Here is a 16,763-nt window from a genome sequence, read left to right as displayed (position 1 = left end):
ACCGTTACACATGATTAAAGGCCAACAGAATTTTTCATGTCTGCCACCATCTGCTCGGTGGCTTTAACACCAGCGGCTGAGATGTACCAGGCGTTCAAATCCAAAAACTTCATGCGTTTATTCTGATAAGCATCCGTAGCTTTCACCAGATCATTTTCAAACTCTTCATGGGTGTGGCTTACGCCTTTGTTAACCAGCTTGTCACGGTCAATGATGAACAGCGTCTGCGGGTTGTGCTCACGAATAAATTCGTAAGAGATCAGATCACCATGTTTGCCTGTCTGTTTTACCTTGGTGTTTTCTTTAAAACCAAAATCACGATAGATAGCAGAGAAACGAGAGTCTTTACCAAACGTGGTCAGGTTACCGCCTGAGCTCATCACCGTCAGGGCATCCACGGTATGGTGATCAGTGTAATCATGTACCTGTTTGATCTCTTTCTTCAGTTGATCAATTTTAGCGTCAACTTGCGGTTCAATATCAAACACTTTACCCAGGTTATGCCACTGTTCCTGCGTGCTTTCCCAGTAACCTTTACTGTCATCGACAGCAAAAACGATGGTCGGTGCAATTTTAGACAGCTCATCGTAGGCTGTTGCGGCACGTGAACCCACAATGATCAAATCTGGTTTCTGGGTGTAAATAGACTCGAAATCCGGCTCGAACAGAGAACCAGCCTGTGCGTAATCATCACCGTGGTATTTATCCAGATACGGCGGAAGTTGTGGCACTTTAGAGACAGCCACCGGCTTGATACCAAAGCTGTCGACCGCATCCAGCGCGCCTAAGCCAATCACAACAACACGTTGAGGTTTCTGTTCCAGAGTGGTTTTACCCATCTGATGTTCAATAGTCACTTCTGCAGAATGGGCTGAAAAAGACAGGACCAAAGCCAGAGACGTCAAACTGATAACGGATTTCATAATCTTCCTTTTACTAATCATTGCGATATATTTTGAGAAGCATTCGCATTAAGATGTGGCAACTATACCCAGTTACCCACCCTACCGCAACTGAGATAACCGACTTAGGATTGTAAATCTGTGTAAAACAGGGAAGATGTTGATCTGACGTTAAAAAAACGCCAGATCCTATGCAGAAACTAAGCTGCTCGTGGTGAAGATATCACCTGCGTTGTTAGGTCTGTGCCTGCGACGTGGGTAATCGTCTGCGGATCAACCAGGCTCCAACCGGTACTGTTATCCAAAGGCTCGGAAGCCAATACGATGTCATCGTCCATCACTTTGATAAATACCGTTGGCGGGTGCAGGTCCGAACTGTAACGTACCAGCCAGAACTGGTCGCCGTCTGACAGGCAAATCGACGCTTTAAACGGGGTAGTAATCCCCTTCATTGCCATCGCCTGTTCAATCTCATTCACCGTACGCCGGATAGCCGCTTCCGGATTGACAGCCAGGCCATTTTTCATCATCAGCAAGAAGATCAGCTCACTGTCTGTCGTCCCCTTGCGCTGTACATAAAGTGACTCCGGCAGCATGCATTCCAGGGTATAGCGTACCTTTTCAAACTCACCAATCTGGCCGTTATGCAGAAACATCCACTGCTCCAGCACAAAAGGATGGCAGTTACTGCGCGACACCTGAGTTCCGGTCGAAGAGCGGACATGAGCCATAAAGCGGTGTGAGCGAATATGGTGGGCAAGCGACTTAAGATTGTCATCCCCCCCAGGCTGGCAGAACTTCATGAAAAGTACCCGGCGTGCTGCGCTCGGTATACCAGCCTAAGCCAAAGCCGTCGGCGTTAACACGCGTCACAGCTTTGCGCGCTTCGAGACTTTGATGAACCAGCGAATGCTCCGGTTGATAAACCAGTTGTTCAAGATAAATAGGGTTGCCCTGATAGGCGAGCCAGCGACACATAAAGGTGATAGCCCTTAAAATAGAGAGGTCTTTACTAAACCACGTTTCCACCTTGCTGGCAATATCGCCGGGCAAGATTATCTTCTGCCGACCCAACGTTCATCCAGCCAGGCTGCTGACGAGAAGACATGCACCCGACAAATAGTAAAGCAGCTTACCAGTATATTGGTAAGCCGCTTTGCATACTACTTACTGGCAATTGAGCCGTTTTTGAACCGACTTTAACTCAGCTTAAACTGGGCCATATCTTTATCCAGTGCCGCAAACTGCTCTTGCACCTGTTGCGAGGTTTGGGTCGAACGACTGCTGATCGCCGCCACATCATCCACCGCATGATTCACTTGCTGCATCAGATGCGTGATGGCCTGCGTCGCCTGGGTTTGCTGCTCTGACGCATGAGTGAGTTCCACCATCTGCTGATTAAGCTGACTTATCTGATTGGTGGTCGATTCCAGTTTAACGACGGCTTCTTCAATATGTTGCGAACCGACTCCGGCAATCTGCTGCCCCTGCTGGATCTCTTTGACCACAGCAGCGGTCGAGGACTGAATCGCCTGCACAATCTGATTGATTTCGCTGGTTGATGCCGTCGTGCGTGTTGCCAACAGGCGCACTTCATCAGCAACCACCGCAAAACCCCGCCCCTGCTCTCCGGCGCGGGCGGCTTCGATCGCCGCATTTAAAGCCAGCAGATTGGTTTGCTCGGCCAGACCTTCAATCACTTCCGTCACTTTACCGATAGCAGCACTCTCCTGACTCAATTGCCCGACTAACCGGTTAGCCTGTTCAATGGTCTGGTGCAGGTTATTCATGGTCTCTTTATTTAGCGCCAGTGACGACTTACCCTCAGCGATTTCACGCTGTGATTCGGCCAGAGCGACCATTGAACACTGTGCCTGCTGTAAAGTGTGTGCGGTCGACTGGCTGACATCAGATAACTCTGCATCCATTGCGCTGATGTGCTGTTGCTGGTTTTTCACCTGCGACAGGGTATGTTGATTGGACTGCAATAAAGCGCCCATACTTTCACTGACACGCTGCGCTTTGTCCGTCACGCCCTGCACGATACCCGCTAAGGAAACATTCATGCGGTTGATCGATTCGGTCAGAGCAGACAGTTCATCATTTCCGTTAACGCTCAGCGGCGGCTGAGAAACATCACCGGACGCAATCAATTGTGCGCGAGCGGAAATACCCGCCACGCGACGGCCAATGCTGCGCCCCATGTAACCGGAAATCACCAGCGCCGCGACAATAACCAGAATCAAGGTAGTGACCAGCACGCTGAGCACCTGACTGATAGACGCTTCGATTCCCTCGCCGCTCTCGTCGGCTTTCAACTGCTGGGCTTTAACAACGGCTTCTAAGGCACTATCCAGGCTCTCTGCCGCTGGCAGCAATGTTTTCGCCATCTCCTGATGGGCAAAGTTCCAGTCCGGAGACTGCCGCAGTTCGATCACCTGATCAGCCAGCGGGAAAAACAACTGCTGCATCTCTTTAAATAGATCCCAAAGCGAGCGGTCACTGTCATTAAGCAGGTTCAGTTTACTGTCAATTTCACTGACCGACTGATTATGAGCTTTAATGAAATCATGATACTTGTCGAGATATTCACTGCGCCCGTATAACAGAAAATCGCGCATCGCTGAAAGTGCATTCGCGAGAGAGTTATAGCTGTCGGCGTAAACCTTAAACAAGCGCTTGCGCTCATCGCCTTCCTTATTCGAAGATTCGGCATTGATCAGCCCTTGTAACTGATCCAGAGCCACTTCGGCTATCGGGGCTGCTTCGTTGGTAAACAAATTGTGAGCTGGCAGGTTTTTGGCGCTGTGGGCTAACTCAACGATCTTCTCTACTGATGCTTTCACCGCTTGCCATTGTTTGACCACGGTTTGATAGTCTTGCTGGTCGATCAACGGCTCGAGAACGGGTAACGATTGATCAGTCTGCACAACAATCTGGTTTAACTGCTGTTTAAGGCGTTCCGCACTGGCTTCATTACTACCGAGCAGCATATAAGCCCGTACGGTCGATAAACTGGCCTGGACCGATTGCTGAATACCACGACTGGTGTCAACGGTCGGCAAATCAGAATTAAGAAGAGACTGGGCGTGATTATCCAGCACTGAGATACTGCGGTAGGTCATTGCCGCTGACGCGACAAACAAAAGGGCCAGCAACAAAAAACTGAGTTGCAACTTCCCTGAAATTGTTAGCTTCATCCATAAGCTCCTGTACAACTTTAGAACGACACTATAGCGTCAAACTCCGACAAGAGAAACCGAAGAGGATGAAATACTGTAAATAGGTAACCTTATGATATAAAACAGATTGCATCAAACATTGAACAATTGCTTATTAAAAAGCCAAAGGTCAATCATCGTTTGGCTCTTCAGTTAGTAAATGAGTTCCCCCACCAAAGGCAATACCACACACAAGCCAAACAAAGCATGGGTCTTATCCGAATAACGAATCGGGATCAGAAATGGCGCCGCAACAAACAAGGTTATCAACACAGGAATAGCACTCAGTGAGGTGGTCAAATAGCACAGCAACAAAACCACGCTGAGTACCACCAGCCAACGGTCTGGCACCATCAGCTTTTTACCCAAAGCCAGCATAAATACAAATGCAATAATGAAAGGTAACATCAAAACACCTTAACGATAATAATTTTCATTTAGATTTATACTAGACATTCCCCGTAACAAAAGCAAGGGATAATGATACACCAGCGCAAACGCCATTCGGGTTGGGGAATACGATGAGTTAAGGTATATTGCCCGACAACTTGACTGACGATTCGATTACCATGAAAACCCCTTGTATTGCCGCCTGCAAAAATAATGGCGGAATTTGCTCAGGCTGCCATCGCACCATGCCAGAAATTATCCAGTGGCGAAAGTGGTCGGATGCCGAGCGTGACGCTGTCATGCAGCAATTATCCCGGGAAAGTGCGACTCATGACTGCCCTGCTTGCGGCGATGCGGCGCACTGTGACATCAGTGCCGGTAAAAGTACCTGCTGGTGTTTTGAACTGGAAACGCGCGAAAGCAATCAAGAGCGTAAACAGCAAGCCTGTTTGTGCCGTCACTGTCTGTCTGCGCTGCCGATTGCTTAGTATTGTTCAACCGATGAAAGGCATTACCTTATGCCTTTCATGAACCACGTCCCTCAACGCACTCGTTGCCTATAGCGAATTGCTCACCATTGAAAAAGGAGGCCTTAGCCTCCTTTTTCAATATTCTGACGCGCGTTATTTTACACTCAAAGCCTTGGCTGCAAACTTCACGCCTTCCCAGCCATATTGCATAAAGTTGCGAATGTTCTGATGATCATCATTATCCGGATGCCCGAGTACATCTTTACGGTAGAAATCGCCAAAACAAGCCAGAGTCTGTTCCGGACTCAGGGTATGTAAACTAGCAAACGAAAAGATTTTGCATGAGCCGTTATTTTGGTTGGCTTCGTTGTGCAAGTCGCCATTTTCAAAAGCCGTTGGGGTGAAATCATAGTTCGCGTCAATCACGCTGATCACATCAGCAAATGCCACTTGCTCTGGCTGCTCGGCAATTTGAGTCAATAGCTCATTCAGTTCCATGGATTCTTATCCTGTTTGATTGAAAACCGGCAGTCTAAATAAAATTCGTCACGATGCAAACCGGAATGTCATTTGCGTAAACCGAAACGTAACTTGCTTAAACAGGAATATCATTTGCATAAACAAGATTGTAATTTGCTTAACGTCATAAGGTGCCACTTTATGCACATAAATCTATTGCTTTTATAGTGCGCTTGTGGCTTTTATTGTGCTAGTACACATACTATTCATCCGGTTTCAGCGTCGTTGAAATAACCGTTAATAAGGCGGCAGGACACATGAAAAAACTATTACAGCGTTTTCCTTTGTATAAAGTGGTTACCGTCATCGCAGGTCTGCCGATGTTACTCGCATTGGCACTGGCGACTTTAAATGTGATTGACCTAAATAACAAAGTTGACACAGCCCACCACGATAAAGAGACGGTGCAACTGATCTTGCTCTACGATAACCTCGCCCATAACCTGGCACTGGAACGCGGCCTCACTGCCGGCGTGTTAGGCTCCAAGGGTCAGGGCGCTCAGGTAGAACAGTTGAGTCAGCAACGCATTGAATCAGATAAACACGCTCAGGCGCTGCTTAATTTCAACCCGCAATACATTAACACCAGCCTGGCAGATAAACTCAAATCCGATGTCGCCAAACAGTTAGCTCAGCTGACGGAAGTACGCCGTCAGGTCGATAGCCTGCAACCTCAGATTTCGTCTTTTGCTTACTATTCCAATTTGAACCAACTGGCTATTGATGACTCACAAGTGTTGTTGTCCACCATTGATGATGTGGAAGTGGCAAAGCTTGGTAGTGCGATGCTATCTGTGGTGGTCATGAAAGAGCGAGCCGGACAGGTTCGGGGGGCACTCAATGGCGCTTTCGCGCGTCAGGCATCTTCACCGGCGCAGTATACGGCGGTGAAAGGTTACATTGATTCGGGTCAATACGCTGAACGTACAGCTATGACCATCTTGCCCGCTACACTTATCAGCGAGTTGAATCAGGCGAAAAGTAGTAACACCTGGAAAAATGTCGAACAAGTTCAACGCTCTTATCTCGACCAAGTCGATAGCCTGGAAAATCTGCAAGGGCCTGAACCATCACAATGGTTTGGCGCAGCGACAGAACGTATCAAGCTGATTAACCAACTACGCAACCATCTCCAACAACAGATGGTTACCATTTCCGATAGCCAGGCTGACCGTGCCCAAACCAATCAGCAGCTCATTCTGGTGGTGAGTATTGTCGTGGGTATTGTTTTAATCTGGAGTCTGGTCAGCATTGTTGCATCACTGCGCGAGCGAGTCGGACAACTGAATAAAACCATACACAACATGGCATCAAAGCGCGATCTGACCGTGGCATTGCAAGCGGAAGGCAATGACGAAGTTTCCCAGATTTCGACCAGTGTTAACGATTTTATCAGTAATATTCGTCAATTGTTGGCTGACGTGACTCAAACCAATAACCACAGTGCCGAACGGCTGAAAAACATCGTCCAGGGTGCGAAAGATCTCGGTAAAAGCAGCAGCAGTACCACTGCCAAATGTGAAAATATCGCCGCAGCCATGACCGAGCTTGCCCAGTCAAGTGTCGAAATCGCCCAGGCATCGGAACGTGCGCTGGAAGAAACCACACAAATGACCCAGCGCGTGGTCGAATGCCAGGGGCAAAGTCAGTCTTCGTTCAAGGCTGTCGAGGCCCTGGTTGAGCAGATAGAACAGACTCAGACCTGCATGACCGAATTGGAAAAAGATGCGCAAAGTGTCAGCAAAATTGTTGATACAATCAACAGCATTTCTGAACAAACCAACTTGCTGGCACTGAATGCCGCCATTGAAGCGGCGCGCGCCGGTGAACACGGGCGTGGCTTCGCGGTCGTATCTTCTGAGGTGCGCGATCTTGCTCAGCGTAGTAAAGCCGCGACAGAGCACATCAGCCAGTTACTGGGCAACATTACCAATAACACGACGATTGCGGTCAACAACATGCAAAAGAGTCATCAGGCTACCAGCGTGACCTTTGATTCCGTATCGACCGTAACCAGCAGCGTATCCGCGCTGGAGAGTGTGATTGATGAGGTTAACTCACACATTACCAGCATCGCTAATGCCACCATCGAGCAATCGAAAGCGAGCGAAGATGTCGATAAAGATGTCGACATCCTGGCGGAAATCGCCCAGAAAACGGGGCAGTTAGCACAAGATATGAACAACATCGTCAGCAATTATCATGGTGAAGTGGACCGGGTAAAACGAACCTTGGGCGAGTTTAAACTCAGCTGATGTGACTGACAAACAGCAACTAAAAAGGGCATCATCTGATGCCCTTTTGTCTTTCATTCATGCCCGCTTGATGGCAAACAGTACCCGCCTGGCCAATATCAGCGCCTAAAACGGTACTTCTATCTGCATAAACCAATCAGCCTGATACTCTTCATGCCAGCGATAATCCAGGCGAACTCTGGGCTCTCCGCTTTCACGTTCACCAAACCCAAGGCTGAACTTCAGCCCATGATTGATCAACCACTCTTCCGTGTTCATATCCTGTTCCTGCTCAACTAGCTTGGACGGAACCCACAGCCCGAGGCCAAGGTAACTGTGTTCGAGTTGTTGAGTCACAATCGGATTGCTGTCATTTTTATCATTGACCAGCCAACCCTGCCAGTAGTCGCCGCTTTGCGGAGAGCGGGTATCAGTTTCAACGTCGAATACCAAAGCCTGCTCACTACCCTGCTGCCAATGCTCGTCAAAGTTGTCACACGGAGTATAAACGGCAACATCATCTACTACTGGGTGGAGCGGATCGATGGATAAATCAGCATCGCAGACCGATGCCAGGCACGGCAGAGAAAAAAGCGCGACCACCCCAACACACACTTTCATCATTAACCACTCCTATTCACCAACAGGCGTTAATATACATCGAGCTCAAGCAAAAGCTTAGCGACCGACGGCGTTGTCAGATGCCGGATATCCTCCCGCTCTTTTAAACTCCGCCGCAGATCTGTGCTGCGAACCTGAACTCTCTCCGGACAAGCCATGACCGACCAACGTTGTAATATTTCTTTTGATTTGTAGAACCGACCAAAATTAAATAAATTATCCGGCCCAACAACAAAGGTGATATCCGCATCGGGAAACTGCTGTTGTAAGCGCTCCAGCACCGCATAGGTGGTAACGCTCTCGCCCGGCTGATAAAGATCCTGTTCTACCGAACAACGTTGTAACTTATCTGACGCTAAATCGCCAATGAAAGCATCAATAAGTTTACAGCGTATCTCATAATTCAGCATTTCTTTACCCCACGCATGGGAAATACTGGGCACCAGCAAAATACGGTCGAAATGTTCCAGTGAGTCAATCACGCTTTTATGGCCTAATGTCGGCGGGTTAAAAGCGCTGCCAAAAACAGCAATTTTGTCCATCTTTTCCCCGATTCAGTGTGAAAGTCGCTTTCACGGTTTTCTAATTGAATGTTTGCGGTATGATACTACGATAGTTTTTTATTGCTTGCAGGAAAAGGAACTCTAATGGAACAAATTATCCGCGAAGAGATGCATGTACTTCCAGTGATCGACCCACAATTCGAAATTGAACGTCGCGTTGGTTTTATCAAACGCAAACTATCAGAGTCCGGTTGTAAGGCGCTGGTTCTGGGTATCAGCGGTGGCGTTGACTCAACCACTTGCGGCCGTTTGGCGCAAATGGCGGTAGACGCGCTGAACAAAGAGCATGGCAGCAACGCTTATCAGTTTATTGCTGTTCGTCTGCCGTACGGCTCGCAAAAAGACGAAGATGAAGCACAACTGGCACTGTCATTTATCCAGCCAACCCATTCCGTTTCGGTCAATATCAAAGCGGGAGTAGACGGCCTGCACGCAGCGTCTCATGAAGCCTTGGCGGGCACAGGACTGATGCCTGCTGAAGCGGCTAAAATCGATTTTGTCAAAGGTAATGTCAAAGCACGCGCACGTATGGTGGCACAGTATGAAGTGGCAGGCTACGTAGGTGGCCTGGTGCTGGGGACCGACCATTCAGCTGAAAATATTACCGGCTTCTACACCAAATTTGGTGACGGAGCCTGTGATCTGGCTCCCCTGTTTGGTCTGAACAAACGCCAGGTTCGTCAGGTTGCAGCAACACTGGGCGCACCTGAACTGCTGGTGAAGAAAACACCGACGGCCGATCTGGAAGAACTGGCACCACAAAAAGCGGATGAAGATGCACTGAACCTGACCTACGATCAGATCGATGACTTCCTGGAAGGCAAAGCTGTCTCACCTGCTGTTGCCGATCGTCTGGTGTCGATTTACAAAGCGACACAGCACAAACGTCAGCCGATCCCAACCATCTACGACTAACTCTAACACAGCCAATAGCGCGTTTGAGCTTATGTCCGGCAGCGAAACACTTCTCGTTATTCAGTGTGTTAGGCTGTTTCTTTCAGCCGGGTCCTTACGGCCCGGCTTTTGTTTACACCCCACCTTATGTGCTACAACAGTTTTGCTACAAAAAAAACAAAAAATCATTACTTATCAATCAAATAGCGTGACAACACTCCCAAAGCCTTCATTCCGTTTTTGTACGCCTGCAATGTGTGAAGCACTCTCCATATTTTTTGTGAAATGCGTCGGAAAATAACCCCATCTGTTTCGTTCTAAAGGTTAATTCATATGTTGTATATGGAATTTATTTTCCTGCTATTGGTGCTCTATACGGGCTCTCGTTATGGCGGTATCGGCCTCGGTGTTGTTTCCGGCATCGGTCTGGTTATCGAAGTGTTTATTTTCAAGATGCCGCCAACCTCACCGCCGGTGACGGTGATGTTAATCATTCTGGCGGTCGTTACCTGTGCTTCAATTCTCGAAGCCGCCGGCGGGCTGAAATATATGCTACAGGTCGCTGAGCGCCTGCTGCGTAAAAACCCCAAACGCGTCACCATCATCGCGCCTCTGGTGACCTATTCGATGACCTTCCTACTGGGTACCGGGCACGCGGTTTACTCTATTATGCCAATTATCGGTGATGTGGCGCTGAAAAATGGTATCCGCCCGGAACGTCCGATGGCAGCGGCCTCAGTGGCATCACAGATAGCCATTACCGCGTCACCTATCTCTGCCGCTGTGGTTTACTATCTGGCAGAGCTGTCCAACATCAACCATAACATCACCTTACTCTCCATTCTGATGGTTACGGTACCGGCTACCCTGTTTGGCACCGTACTGATGTCGCTCTACAGCCTGCGCCGCGGTAAAGAACTGGATCAGGACCCGGGTTATCAGGAACGATTACAAGACCCGGTATTGCGTGAGCGCATTGAAACTACGACAGCCACTTCGCTGAACGAACAGTTGCCTGCGTCGGCAAAGAACTCAGTGTTGCTGTTTATCCTGTCGATTCTGGTCATCGTACTGGTTGCAATGTTTCCGGAAGTACGCCAAATCGGCGATGCCAAACCAATCAATATGGCAACCGTGATTCAGATGATGATGCTGTGTTTCGGCGGTATCATCATGCTGGTTGCCAAGGTTGAGCCGAAGAAAGTACCGGAAGGCGTGGTGTTTAAATCCGGTATGGTTGCAGCAATCGCTATCTTTGGTATTGCCTGGATGTCAGATACCTATTTCCAGTATGCGATGCCGCAGTTTCGCAGCGGGATCATCGATATGGTGAATGCATATCCCTGGACATTTGCCCTGGCGTTGTTTGTCGTCTCTGTAGTGGTTAACTCGCAAGCTGTGGTGGCAAAAATGATGCTGCCGGTTGGTCTGGCGCTGGGACTGGAACCGGCACTGCTCATCGGCCTGATGCCTGCGTTGTACGGATACTTCTTTATTCCGAACTACCCGTCTGATATTGCAACCGTGAACTTCGATATCACCGGCACCACCAAAATCGGCAAGTGGTATTTCAACCACTCGTTTATGGCTCCGGGTCTGGTCGGGGTCATCGGTGGCAGTTGCATGGGCTACATACTTGGTCAGATGGTGATTGGCTGACCGTGTAGCCAAACAGCAGAACATCTTATTGCGAAAAACATCACGAGTTGATGAAAGTCGGCGGATGTTTAGCAGTGAACTGATGATATAAACAGAAAGCCAGCCCGTTGAGGCTGGCTTTAACTTTATACCCTATCGATACCCTATCGCTCTATGGCACACCGTGGCCTTTCGAAGCTACCCAAACCCGGAACCACTGTTCGCGGGTCAGCGTTAGATCCAGCGCGGCTACAGCCGCCTTGACGCGGTCTATTTTGCCGGAACCAACGATAGCCAAAGGCTTGGATGGCAGCGCGCGAACCCAGGCATAGATCACCTGATCAATACTCTCGGCGCCAAGCTCTGCACGCAGTTCTTCCAGCACGCTGCGTACCCGCTGCGCCTGCTCGCTCTCACCGTTGAAAATAGCACCGCCGCCCAGACAAGACCACGCCATCGGACGAGTGCGCAGCATTTGCATCTGATCCAGCGTACCATCATGGGCGACTTCAAAATTAAGCGGGTTAATCTCCACCTGATTGGTCACCAGAGGTTTATTGATGCGTGACTGCAGCAGATTAAACTGCGAAGGACTGAAGTTAGACACACCAAAGTGCTTCACTTTGCCGACTTTATGCAGTTCGGTAAATGCTTCTGCCACTTCATCTGCATCCATCAGCACATCCGGACGATGGATCAACAGCACGTCAATTTCACTCACACCGAGGCGCTGCAGCGAGTTATTGACTGACTGATAAATGTGCGCGGCACTGGTATCGTAGTGATTAATTTGACGATCCGGGAACTGATCGCTGCACAGCTTAATGTCGCATTTAGTGACAATCTGCAGCTGTTCGCGCAAAGAGGGATCCAGCGCCAGCGCTTCACCAAACAGAGATTCACATTGATAGTTACCGTAAATATCAGCGTGATCGACAGTGGTGATACCCAGTTCAACGTGCTGTTTGAGGAATGTCAGTCGCTCCTGAGGCGACATACCCCATTCCGTTAACCGCCAGTAGCCCTGTACCAACTCAGATAAATCCGGGCCTTGCGGGGCAATCGTTACTTTCGCAACCATGGTTGTACTCCTTTTTCTTTGTCTGACATCCTAAGCTTGTTTTCCGCTGACCTCAACGGATAGACTGTCGAAGTTCGAACTGGAGTACGAAGTTGTGAGTTTTGCAAACCGATTACAAACATTAATAGGTGCTGAAAGCATCAGCGGTTTTGCCCGCCGGGTGGACATTTCAGAAGCACTGATCAGAAAATACCTCAAAGGCAGTGAGCCCAGCCTGAGTAAAGCCAACCAAATTGCCATGCGTGCCAATTGTTCACTCGAATGGTTGGCTACCGGCTGTGGTTATTTATACCGCCAGGCTGAAGTCGTAGATATGGAGGCCTGCGTTCTGGCCCATAAATTCGTAACCGGGCAGGAGCTGTCACCCAATCAGCAGGAGCAACTGCAACAGGTGATTGCCGGTTATCAGTATCTGCGCGCGCACAAAAAGGCCGACGGCTATCTGGACGAAACCGCTATGGCTGCGTTTCTGCAGCGTCATCCCAAAGCGTTGACACCGGAGCCTGTGTAAATAACAGTTGTACACTCTGCGCGTTGCTGTGCAGCTCTGCAAATCCATAGCGCGCCTGCCAATACAAGGTCTTAGGAAACTGGCGCGCATGTTGGCTGATGAACAGCATCAGCTCCCGATCCACCTGCTGCGGTGTCTGGTGCTGAAGACGCCGCACAACATCGAACCGCGCTTCACCGACAGTGACTTTGCGCAGCTCAAAACCATCACTGCGCAGTCCGAGCTGGAGCTGACTCCAGCTGTGAAGAGTGTAGTCAGAATGCAAAATCAGCGATGGACGAGCGATAGGCGTGGCTTCCCCTGTCTGCGCCCACACCCGGGTCGCGTAGTAGTAAAAAGGCTCGCTGCACCAACTCTTCTCTGTATCTTGCTCACTGCATTCGAACCAATCGGCACGTTGAGCCAACTGCTCAGGGGCGAGAGCCTGCTTTCTCCCCTCCAGATAAGACTGTAAAAAATCCGGATGAACAGCCAACACATCATGGCTCCACACAACTGCGGCACCACTGCTCCACAAAATAAGCATCAAAGACCACTTTTTCATCGGACATCCCACTGTTCCTTCCCATTTAACCCAGTGTGCCGCGCCAGCACCGATCAGACAAGCGCCCGTCTCTACGCCCCTGAACAGCGAAAACTGTGAACGGCTTCAATAGTGCGGGGCGTAGCCAAGAGAATGATGTCAGTTCGTTTTTTGCCCGCTATGGTTAACGCGCAATAATTCTAAAAAGAAACAAGGACCTGAACAGACATGAAACCCAGTACCCTGGCTATGGCACTGCTTACTCTGGCACCGGCCGCATCAGCGATGCCAAACCTGACGATCGCCACCACAACCAACAGCCGTGATTTCCCGCTCAACAGTGAACAGCCGTTGGTTATTCCCCTCACCAAAGACAGCTATACCCTGACCGTTACCGGGCTGACCGGCGACTGTCGTGCGCCCGAAGAACAGCAAGTTAAATTCAACACGCCAGTATCACTTAATTGTGATGCAGCTACCGTGTTGCCACTTAAAATACGCTTTAGTGGCGACTACGCGTTTCAATACGATGCTAAAGCCTTCACTCTGACCTTTGTGCGTCAGCCCAAAAACAGCGCCAAGACCGAGTTCAAACGCCCTGTCCCGAATGTCAGCTGCGAGGTGTATGCCGGCGGTGAGGTCACTCTGAATCTGGGCGATACCTTCAGCGACGGGACCCGGCTGCGAGAGACATTCAGTGGCCAGGTCGTCACCGTTCGCCAAAGTCAGGTCAGGCTCACACCCTCTGCTGACAGTGGCGGGCTGGTGCTGCTCGAACCCGTCACACCGACCTCGCATGACTTTAATTACCGTAATGCCAACATCTACTTTGTCATGGTGGACAGATTCAATAATGGCGATCCGGAAAACGACCACAGTTATGGCCGGCATAAAGACGGTGAACAAGAGATCGGCACCTTTCACGGCGGTGATCTAAAAGGTGTGATTGATAAACTGGATTACATTCAAAGCCTGGGCACTGACGCTCTCTGGTTATCACCGGTGGTGGAACAGGTGCATGGTTTCGTTGGTGGCGGCGACAAAGGCGCTTTCCCTTTTATGCCTACCATGGCTACTGGACCCGTGACTTTACCAAACTGGACGCCAACTTTGGCGTGGATGACGATCTTAAAACCTTAGTCGAACAAGCTCATCAGCGCGGTATGAAAGTGTTGCTGGATGCAGTGGTCAATCACGCCGGCTACACCACACTGGCTGACTTACAGTTGGATGGCATTAAAGTGGTCGACCCGGCGCGTTTACCGCCAAAATGGAGTGACTGGGCACCCGCTGCGGGACAAAACTGGCACAGTTTTCATCAGAATATCGATTATCAGAGTCCGAACTGGAAAAACTGGTGGGGCGGCGCCTGGGTGCGGGCCGGACTTCCGGGTTATCCGCAACCGGGCAGCAGCGACATCAGCATGACTCTGGCTGGTTTGCCCGATTTTCGCACCGAATCAAGACAACATGTCACCCCGCCGCCATGGTTACTGAATAATCCTGGCACCCGAGTGGTGGCCCGAGACGGGTATGATGTTTCTGATTATCTGATTGAGTGGCAGAGCGACTGGGTCAGACGTTTCGGTATTGACGGCTTCCGGGTGGATACGGTTAAGCATGTCGAAGGCGAAGTGTGGCAACGCCTCAAACAACAAGCCAGTGAAAAGCTCAGCCAATGGCGCAGCGAACGTGGCGAGCAAGGTCTGCCATTTTGGATGATGGGCGAAGTTTGGGGACACACAGCCTACCGCAGCCCCTACTTTGACGATGGGTTTGATGCCTTAATCAATTTTGATTTACAAAAACGTATGGATAACGGCGCCGCTTGTTTAAGCCAAATGGCGGACACTTACAGCAGCTATGCTAAAACACTGGCCGAACAACCAGATTTCAACCCGGTCAGTTACATGTCTTCCCATGATACTGAACTGTTTTTTGGCCGCTTCAACTCACTGGAGATGCAGCGCAACGCGGCGAATGCTTTGCTGCTGACGCCCGGCGCGATCCAGGTTTACTACGGTGATGAGGTCGCCCGGCAAGTCGGCCCATATGGGGATGATTTTCATCAGGGCACCCGTTCCGATATGCTGTGGCAACTCGATTCACAACGAGAGGCACTGCTCAGACACTGGCAACATCTGGGGCAGTTCCGTCAGCGTCATCCGGCGGTCGGGGCCGGCAAGCATCATGTGATCCCAAACAACAACGCCTACGTTTTCTCGCGTATTTTAGCTGACGATAAGATCGTTGCCGCCTATGTAGGACGACCACCGGCGGAATAATTCAGTGACACCCACTGGCGATCAAAAAAGGCAGCTTGACGCTGCCTTCTTGATTCATCCGACTAAGATCAGAACTTGTAACCCGCTGCCACCATGAATACCCAAGGGTTGATGTCAACGTCAGTAGACTGTGACACACCGCCTACTTTGTATTTGGCTGTAGTTTCAATGTTCGCGTACCACACCGCTGCGTTAGCAAACCAGTTGTCGTTGATCTTGTAATCGACACCAATGTTCGCGGCCAGACCCCAGGAATCATCCAGTTTCAGATCGCTCAAAGTGCCATCAACATTCGAGTTAAACTTCTCATCAAAGAAAATGGTGTAGTTGATACCGGCACCGACGTAAGGACGAAAATCTGCATTTGGTTCCATGAAGTAGTACTGAACCATCAGTGTTGGTGGCAGATGCTTGGTTTCACCGATTTTACCCAGACCACCTAAGTCGGTTGAAATGTCATGAGAAAATGGTGACGCGGCCAGCAATTCCACGCTGACATGATCAGTCAGCATGTAACCCATTGTTAAACCCAACTGGGTATTGCTATCGACATCCAGTTCTTCATCCGAACCGAGGATCTTATCACTGCTGTCATTTGGGACTACCGCAGCCAGACCAGCTCGAACAAAGATGTCACCTTCTTGGTGCGCCAGGACGTTGGTTGAAGCTAGAGCTGAAAGGATTGCGAGTCCGCAAAGTGTCTTTTTCATTATTGGTATTCCTTTTTCTGGGGCTTGGTTTTTAATTTTTGTTGCTGCGCACAGTAGCACATAAAGCCCACACTATTTTGATGGAAATCAATTTGTAAAACTAATTGTGCTAAAAAATAAAAAAATGGGGATTAAATCACCGTTTATTTGTAATTAAGCAAGAACTCAACCACTGAGCAATGAATAGGTATCACTATGAAA

General features: G+C 49.6%; 14 protein-coding genes and 2 pseudogenes. 6 read left to right on the top strand and 10 right to left on the bottom strand.

What is annotated here, in order from left to right:
• Positions 1-14 precede the first annotated feature (14 nt).
• The 4 genes and pseudogenes from KNV97_RS00435 to KNV97_RS00420 all read right to left on the bottom strand — a co-directional run bounded on the left by KNV97_RS00435 (position 15) and on the right by KNV97_RS00420 (position 4,531).
• Positions 15-923, bottom strand: coding sequence for a siderophore ABC transporter substrate-binding protein (locus tag KNV97_RS00435; protein WP_136486879.1), 909 nt, complete (start codon positions 921-923; stop codon positions 15-17).
• 179 nt (positions 924-1,102) lie between these two features.
• A pseudogene (locus KNV97_RS00430) lies at positions 1,103-1,880 on the bottom strand (class II glutamine amidotransferase).
• Positions 1,881-2,101: 221 nt separating this feature from the next.
• Positions 2,102-4,102, bottom strand: a complete 2,001-nt coding sequence (locus KNV97_RS00425) for a HAMP domain-containing methyl-accepting chemotaxis protein (protein ID WP_218561832.1) — start codon at positions 4,100-4,102, stop codon at positions 2,102-2,104.
• 174 nt (positions 4,103-4,276) lie between these two features.
• On the bottom strand, positions 4,277-4,531 hold the full coding sequence (locus KNV97_RS00420; protein WP_218561831.1) for a hypothetical protein: 255 nt from the start codon (positions 4,529-4,531) through the stop codon (positions 4,277-4,279).
• 161 nt (positions 4,532-4,692) lie between these two features.
• On the opposite strand from KNV97_RS00420, the gene KNV97_RS00415 reads away from it, so the two are divergent.
• On the top strand, positions 4,693-5,001 hold the full coding sequence (locus KNV97_RS00415; protein WP_136486889.1) for a cysteine-rich CWC family protein: 309 nt from the start codon (positions 4,693-4,695) through the stop codon (positions 4,999-5,001).
• Positions 5,002-5,136: 135 nt separating this feature from the next.
• Here the strand turns inward: KNV97_RS00415 and KNV97_RS00410 are convergent, their stop codons facing one another.
• Positions 5,137-5,481, bottom strand: a complete 345-nt coding sequence (locus tag KNV97_RS00410; RefSeq protein WP_136486891.1) for a HopJ type III effector protein — start codon at positions 5,479-5,481, stop codon at positions 5,137-5,139.
• A gap of 278 nt (positions 5,482-5,759) precedes the next feature.
• Here KNV97_RS00410 and KNV97_RS00405 point away from each other — a divergent pair, with 278 nt between their 5' ends.
• A complete protein-coding gene (locus tag KNV97_RS00405; protein WP_218561830.1) occupies positions 5,760-7,757 on the top strand; it encodes a methyl-accepting chemotaxis protein in 1,998 nt (665 codons plus the stop codon).
• A 105-nt stretch (positions 7,758-7,862) separates the two neighbouring features.
• Here the strand turns inward: KNV97_RS00405 and KNV97_RS00400 are convergent, their stop codons facing one another.
• Positions 7,863-8,360 (bottom strand): hypothetical protein, encoded by a 498-nt coding sequence (locus KNV97_RS00400; protein WP_256611643.1) that lies wholly within the window; start codon positions 8,358-8,360, stop codon positions 7,863-7,865.
• A 26-nt stretch (positions 8,361-8,386) separates the two neighbouring features.
• The gene (locus KNV97_RS00395) at positions 8,387-8,899 is read right to left on the bottom strand and encodes a nicotinate-nicotinamide nucleotide adenylyltransferase (RefSeq protein ID WP_136486893.1); all 513 of its coding nucleotides are present in this window, start codon (positions 8,897-8,899) and stop codon (positions 8,387-8,389) included.
• 105 nt (positions 8,900-9,004) lie between these two features.
• Here KNV97_RS00395 and nadE point away from each other — a divergent pair, with 105 nt between their 5' ends.
• Together nadE and KNV97_RS00385 are read left to right on the top strand one after the other, a co-directional pair.
• Positions 9,005-9,835, top strand: a complete 831-nt coding sequence (nadE, locus tag KNV97_RS00390; protein ID WP_218561829.1) for an ammonia-dependent NAD(+) synthetase — start codon at positions 9,005-9,007, stop codon at positions 9,833-9,835.
• 312 nt (positions 9,836-10,147) lie between these two features.
• Positions 10,148-11,473 (top strand): anaerobic C4-dicarboxylate transporter, encoded by a 1,326-nt coding sequence (locus KNV97_RS00385; RefSeq protein ID WP_136486897.1) that lies wholly within the window; start codon positions 10,148-10,150, stop codon positions 11,471-11,473.
• A 151-nt stretch (positions 11,474-11,624) separates the two neighbouring features.
• Here the strand turns inward: KNV97_RS00385 and KNV97_RS00380 are convergent, their stop codons facing one another.
• Positions 11,625-12,533 (bottom strand): aldo/keto reductase, encoded by a 909-nt coding sequence (locus KNV97_RS00380; protein WP_218561828.1) that lies wholly within the window; start codon positions 12,531-12,533, stop codon positions 11,625-11,627.
• Positions 12,534-12,627: 94 nt separating this feature from the next.
• Here KNV97_RS00380 and KNV97_RS00375 point away from each other — a divergent pair, with 94 nt between their 5' ends.
• Complete coding sequence (locus tag KNV97_RS00375; RefSeq protein ID WP_218561827.1) at positions 12,628-13,044, top strand: helix-turn-helix domain-containing protein; 417 nt, start codon at positions 12,628-12,630, stop codon at positions 13,042-13,044.
• Here the strand turns inward: KNV97_RS00375 and KNV97_RS00370 are convergent.
• Positions 12,989-13,588, bottom strand: coding sequence for a hypothetical protein (locus KNV97_RS00370; protein WP_218561826.1), 600 nt, complete (start codon positions 13,586-13,588; stop codon positions 12,989-12,991). The genes KNV97_RS00375 and KNV97_RS00370 overlap by 56 nt on opposite strands.
• Before the next feature lie 207 nt (positions 13,589-13,795).
• Here KNV97_RS00370 and KNV97_RS00365 point away from each other — a divergent pair.
• A pseudogene (locus tag KNV97_RS00365) lies at positions 13,796-15,852 on the top strand (alpha-amylase).
• Positions 15,853-15,920: 68 nt separating this feature from the next.
• On the opposite strand, the gene ompW reads toward KNV97_RS00365, so the two are convergent.
• Positions 15,921-16,562, bottom strand: a complete 642-nt coding sequence (gene ompW / locus KNV97_RS00360; protein ID WP_218561825.1) for an outer membrane protein OmpW — start codon at positions 16,560-16,562, stop codon at positions 15,921-15,923.
• Between the last annotated feature and the right edge of the window lie 201 nt (positions 16,563-16,763).

Origin of the sequence: Vibrio ostreae (assembly GCF_019226825.1) — a bacterium.
In the GTDB taxonomy this organism is placed as follows: domain Bacteria; phylum Pseudomonadota; class Gammaproteobacteria; order Enterobacterales; family Vibrionaceae; genus Vibrio; species Vibrio ostreae.
This window is presented reverse-complemented; position numbering and strand designations above follow the sequence as displayed.